Annotated in this window: 5 protein-coding genes; 2 read left to right on the plus strand and 3 right to left on the minus strand. The window is 56.6% G+C overall.

Annotated elements, in window-relative coordinates; all coding sequences use genetic code 11:
* The coding region (locus tag QM579_RS11725; protein WP_414999324.1) for a GNAT family N-acetyltransferase at positions 1–346 on the plus strand (346 nt) is incomplete at its 5' end.
* A 34-nt stretch (positions 347–380) separates the two neighbouring features.
* Here QM579_RS11725 and QM579_RS11730 read toward each other — a convergent pair.
* The 3 genes from QM579_RS11730 to QM579_RS11740 form a co-directional block, all read right to left on the minus strand.
* The gene (locus QM579_RS11730; protein ID WP_414999325.1) at positions 381–611 is read right to left on the minus strand and encodes a hypothetical protein; all 231 of its coding nucleotides are present in this window, start codon (positions 609–611) and stop codon (positions 381–383) included.
* A 77-nt stretch (positions 612–688) separates the two neighbouring features.
* Positions 689–3478: a TIGR03960 family B12-binding radical SAM protein gene (locus QM579_RS11735; RefSeq protein ID WP_414999326.1), complete on the minus strand. Its 2790-nt coding sequence runs from the start codon at positions 3476–3478 to the stop codon at positions 689–691.
* A gap of 87 nt (positions 3479–3565) precedes the next feature.
* Positions 3566–3907, minus strand: a complete 342-nt coding sequence (locus QM579_RS11740; RefSeq protein WP_414999327.1) for a hypothetical protein — start codon at positions 3905–3907, stop codon at positions 3566–3568.
* A gap of 100 nt (positions 3908–4007) precedes the next feature.
* On the opposite strand from QM579_RS11740, the gene rnc reads away from it, so the two are divergent.
* Positions 4008–4739, plus strand: coding sequence for a ribonuclease III (gene rnc, locus QM579_RS11745; protein ID WP_414999328.1), 732 nt, complete (start codon positions 4008–4010; stop codon positions 4737–4739).
* Positions 4740–4841 lie beyond the last annotated feature (102 nt).

Consider the following 4841-nt stretch of genomic DNA (forward strand, 5'->3'; position numbering starts at 1 on the left):
AGGTGATCTTTTTGTCCTGCACGATCAGGGGGTCAAGTGCGTCTGCGTGGTCACGCAGGAAGCGGATGGCGTGGTTGAAATAAAAAATCTGGCCACAGAAGCCAGATACCAGGGGCAGGGCTACGGAACCCGAATGATGGAGCATGTAAGCGGCCACTACCAGGGCAGAGGGCGTATTCTGCAGGTGGGCACGGGAGAAAGCCCGCGCCATCTATGCTTTTACAGGCGGTGCGGATTTGAGTATTCGCACCGCCTCAAAGATTTTTTTGTGGACAACTATCGTGAGCCAATTGTGGAAGACGGCGTTCTTCTGAAAGACATGATCTATTTGAAGAAAGCCCTGTGATTTTCTGTGGAGCCCTTGGGGCATCCAGCGGGTCTTATTTTGCTTCGGGCCGGGCCTTTATGCGCCGGCTGGAGCGCAGGGTCAACTCTTCCACAATGGTTTTTTCATAATCCGGGGCCAGTGAAAAATCAGCGTGCAGCTCCGCACAGATCATATTTTCAATTTGCTGCGTTTCTTCCCAGATTTCCAACAGTTCGTCGTCAGCCAGGGTTTTGACACGCTCGGCAAAAGGTTCTTCATCAGCAAAGGGGATACAGGAAGCCATACTTTCTCTCCCGTGGGCAAGGGCAAAAGCTGACGCAAAGGCCAGCGAACGTAAACAGGCCCCGTAGGGGGCGTCCCCTACGGATACAGTTTTTCATCAGCGAATAATTGCGCGGTTTTTACTAACCGCAGTCTGGGGCGCAATATGTCTGGCGTTCCCAGAGGTTGCAATATCGCCATTCCAAAAAGCAGGGGTGACAGGTAACCATTACTCCAGTCAGCCACAAATGTCACGGCCTCAATGGCATTATTGTGCTGCTCATCCACAATTGGTTCCCACTGGCGCAGCATGGCCCTGATGTTTGCAGTGCGCGGGCCTTTTTTTGTATCCCGGGTGAAATTCAGTTCCGGCAAGGCGGCGAACTCTGTGAAGCACTGAGCAGCCTGGCGGGTTTCATCCAGGGTGGGCAGCGTCAGGCGAAAAGCCTCGGCAAGAGCTTGTTCCGTGCGGTGGCTCTTGTCTACAAATTCTATGCGGATGATCTCCATACCGGGCGGCAACAGAGGGTTCAGGCGGTCTGCAATTTCCTTCGGTGGCAGTATTTTGTGCAGGGTCAGGGCAAACCATTCCGCGTGGCTTTCCACGCCCACAGGGAGCGCACGGCCAAACGACATGAGCGGCATGGGGTGAAAACCTTGCGAAAAAGCCATTGGCAGCCCGGCGCGGCGCAGGGCGCGGTCCAGAACTGCCTGCAGCTCCAGCTGGCTCAAATAGGCGCTGCCGCCTGCCTTGCTGTGCCATATGCGGTACTGGGCTGCCTTGACGGTCAGCTCGGTAGTGATTTTGGGCGGGCGGCTGGCCGGAGGTCGGCACACCAGACGTCCTTCTTCATCCCGGCTTGGCTGATGGGCGCGCTGGTCGCGTTGCGAGAAAATAAGCCGGTTACGGTGCAGGTGGCTGTCTGGCAGATTTGCTGTCTGCATAATCGCGCCGGATTCAGAACCATCAGGCGCATCCTGCACCTGTGCCTCAGAAGCGGTGGTGATTTCGGCAGCTTGCTTCTCTGCTGCGGATTCTTGCAACGGTGTGCCAGCACAGGCAGGCGAGGGGGTGTGCGGCATGCGCGACGGTCCGGCCTTGGTGTCGCACGCGCCACACTGACGGCAAGCGCCATAACGGCAGTCGTCGGTAATTTTTTCCCCAAGGGCCCGCTGCCATTCACGCAGTAAAAATTCCTCTGAAATACCCGCTTCAAGGTGCCCCCAGGGTAGAGGGCTGCCGGGTTGGCGTTCGCCTGTGTATTCCTGTGCGTTCAGGCCGCACTCTTCAAGAGCTTCAAGCCAGGGGGCAAGTTCAAAATGCTCCATCCAGCTGGTGAAGATGGACCCTTTGCGGTAGGCCTTTTCCACAACATCGGCCATGCGGCGGTCCGCGCGGGACAGAATGCCCTCCAGATGGCTCATGGCAGGTTCATGCCAGCGCAGCTTGAGGAATTTTACCCCTTTGAACTGCTGGCGTACCAGATGCACGCGCCTATGGATTTCTTCCTGGCTGATCTGGGGCACCCACTGAAAGGGCGTAAAAGGCTTGGGCACAAAGGGCGAAAGGGCGGCTGTAACTTGCAGACGCGGGCTACCGCGCCCTGCCGCGTCGCGAACCTTGATACAGGTTTCCGTAATGGCGGCAAGGTCGTCGTCCGTTTCAGTGGGCAGGCCAATCATAAAATAGAGCTTTACCTGCCGCCAGCCATGCTCAAGCAGCTTCTGGGCGTGCAGCAGCAGGTCTTCTTCGGTGACTCCCTTGTTAATGACGTCGCGCAGGCGCTGGCTGCCAGCCTCCGGGGCGAGTGTGCAGCCAGTGCGGCGCAGATCGGACATGCGCTCGATGATTTCATCATCAATGGAACCCACCCGCAACGAAGGCAGGGAAAGACCGATCTGCTCACGGGCGCAGCGATCCAGGGCGCCAAAGCACAGGGTTTTCAATGCAGAAAAATCGCCCGTGCTCAAAGACAGAAAAGAAATTTCGTCAAAGCCCGTATCACCGAGGCAATCGTCCATCAGATTATGAATGGTCTCCAGCGAACGTTCCCGCACAGGACGATAAACCATGCCTGCATGACAGAACCGGCAGCCCCGTGTGCAACCGCGCGCTATTTCAAGCGACAGCCTGTTGTGTACGGCCCCAACAGGCACAACCTGCTTGGCCGGGTACGGGGTATTGTTGATGTCTGCCACAATGCGGCGTGCGGGCCGGGTATAATCGGCCAGCAGGGGCACGGGCGGCGCTGTGGGGGCTTCGGGCCGGGCTGTGAAAAGCGAGGGCACGTAAACGCCCGGAATGTGCCGGGCCTCAAGCAGCATACGCTCGCGGGACCAGCCAGCGTCCAAAGCCTTTTCCAGCAATTCAAGCACATCGGGCAGACTTTCTTCGCCATCGCCAAGCACCATGACGTCAATAAAGGGCGTTAGCGGTTCTGCGCTGAGCAGCGCGCCGCCGCCGGCGATAATCAGGGGGCAGGCTGTGAGATCCTGCGGACGGTCAGCCGTGCGCAGAGGAATGCCCGCCAGATCAAGCATATAAAGAACGTTGGTGTAGCAAAGCTCATGCGTAATGGAAAAACTCAGGCAGTGCGTCTGCGCAAGAGGCGTGTCTGATTCCAGCGTTGCCAGCGGAGTGGCATGCTCGCGCAGGATGTCTCCGGCTTCGCGTTCCGGGGCCATAACTCTTTCAGCCCACCAGTGAGGACGGCTGTTGACTATATTATACAGAATCTTTTGCCCAAGATAGGACATGCCCACATCGTAGGTATCTGGAAATGCCAGAGCCACGCGCAGTCTTACATGCTGAGGATCTTTGCGGCAGGCGTTGTCTTCGATGCCCGCGTAACGGCTTGGTTTCGGCAAAAGTGGCAGGAGGGAACGCATGATCTTCCTTATGGGGCAAAAGGCGGGGGGTACGAAAAGGGCGGCCTTGCGCGCCGCCCTTGAAAAAAGCCAGTACTGGAAACCGAACTACTTGATCAGGCCGCTGCCGGAACCGCTGAAGGGTTCGGAGCTGAACTGCATCCTGCCAAGGCCACCGGCCACGGTAAGGTTGGTGCTGGCTTCGATGTACTTGTCCTGAAGTTCTTTGGGGGTGCTGGTGTAGCGATAGAGGAAATTTTTTCCCTCAATGCTGCCGTTGAATTCGGGTTCGAAGGGATAGCCGTAAGGCAGCATCATCATCTGCACGCCCTGCTGTGTGGGAATGCTCTGGATGGCGGCCACATCATTGAGGCAATCTTTTTCGGCATCGTACTTGCCAATGGCAAGTTCGCCCGTTACCAGCTTCATCAAACGAATATCGTAAGCCATGCTTTGCTCCTGGGTGTTGATGGCTTTAGGTAGGCACTGGAGCAGCACATGTCAAGGCATTTTCTGTTGCCTTGGCTGCTGAAAAAGCTAAAATACCGTCATGCAAAATTTTGACACTCCATCAGAAAATACTACGGATGCTGCTTTTGAACTTGTTAAAAAGCAGCTTGGTCACAGCTTTGTCCGGCGGGAATTGTTGAAACTGGCGCTCACGCACAGCTCATGGGCCAATGAATGCGCTGCTGGGCAGGAGCACAATGAGCGGCAGGAGTTTCTTGGCGATGCCGTATTGGAGCTTTGCGTATCGTGGGAGCTTTACAAGCGTTTCCCCTCAGCGCGTGAAGGTGAGCTGACAAAGATGCGCTCACACCTTGTAAGCGCGGTGAGTCTGGCTGAAAGAACCCGCGCTCTGGGGCTTGATGTGCTTATCAAGTTGGGCAGGGGAGAAGAAAACCAGGGTGGACGCAAACGCGACGCAGTTCTCAGCGATGCTTTAGAAGCAGTATTGGCGGCTGTTTATGAAGATGGCGGTTTTGCGGCGGCGCAAAAGGCTGTAGCGCACATGTTTGTCGGGCAGTGGCCCAACAGGGCTGGCGACGGAAAAGCCGCAAAAGATTATAAAACCCGTTTGCAGGAAGCCTCACAGCAAAGTTTTGGGCAGGCTCCCCTGTATACGAGAACAGGCAGCCACGGGCCTGAGCATTCCAAGGTTTTTGAAGTTTCTCTGCGTATGCCTGACGGCAGCCTGTTTGTGGCCAGCGGCAGCAGTTGCAAAAAAGCCGAACAGCAAGCAGCGCGCACCGCGCTGGAAGCGCTGGGACACACGGACTAGACCCTCTGCGGGCGGCTGTACGGATAAAAGCCTGTGGTATGGATGGATGCCAAGATCACCAGTTACTTCTTTGGCTTGGTCCGGGGGCACGGCCCCCGGACC

The sequence above is a fragment of the Desulfovibrio sp. genome (genome assembly GCF_047607245.1).
GTDB lineage: Bacteria > Desulfobacterota > Desulfovibrionia > Desulfovibrionales > Desulfovibrionaceae > Desulfovibrio.

Coding starts and splice junctions, on each gene's coding strand:
- QM579_RS11730 (WP_414999325.1), bottom strand. CDS start 611: ATGGCTTCCTGTATCCCCTTTGCTGATGAAGAACCTTTTGCCGAGCGT.
- QM579_RS11740 (WP_414999327.1), bottom strand. CDS start 3,907: ATGGCTTACGATATTCGTTTGATGAAGCTGGTAACGGGCGAACTTGCC.
- QM579_RS11735 (WP_414999326.1), bottom strand. CDS start 3,478: ATGCGTTCCCTCCTGCCACTTTTGCCGAAACCAAGCCGTTACGCGGGC.
- rnc (WP_414999328.1), top strand. CDS start 4,008: ATGCAAAATTTTGACACTCCATCAGAAAATACTACGGATGCTGCTTTT.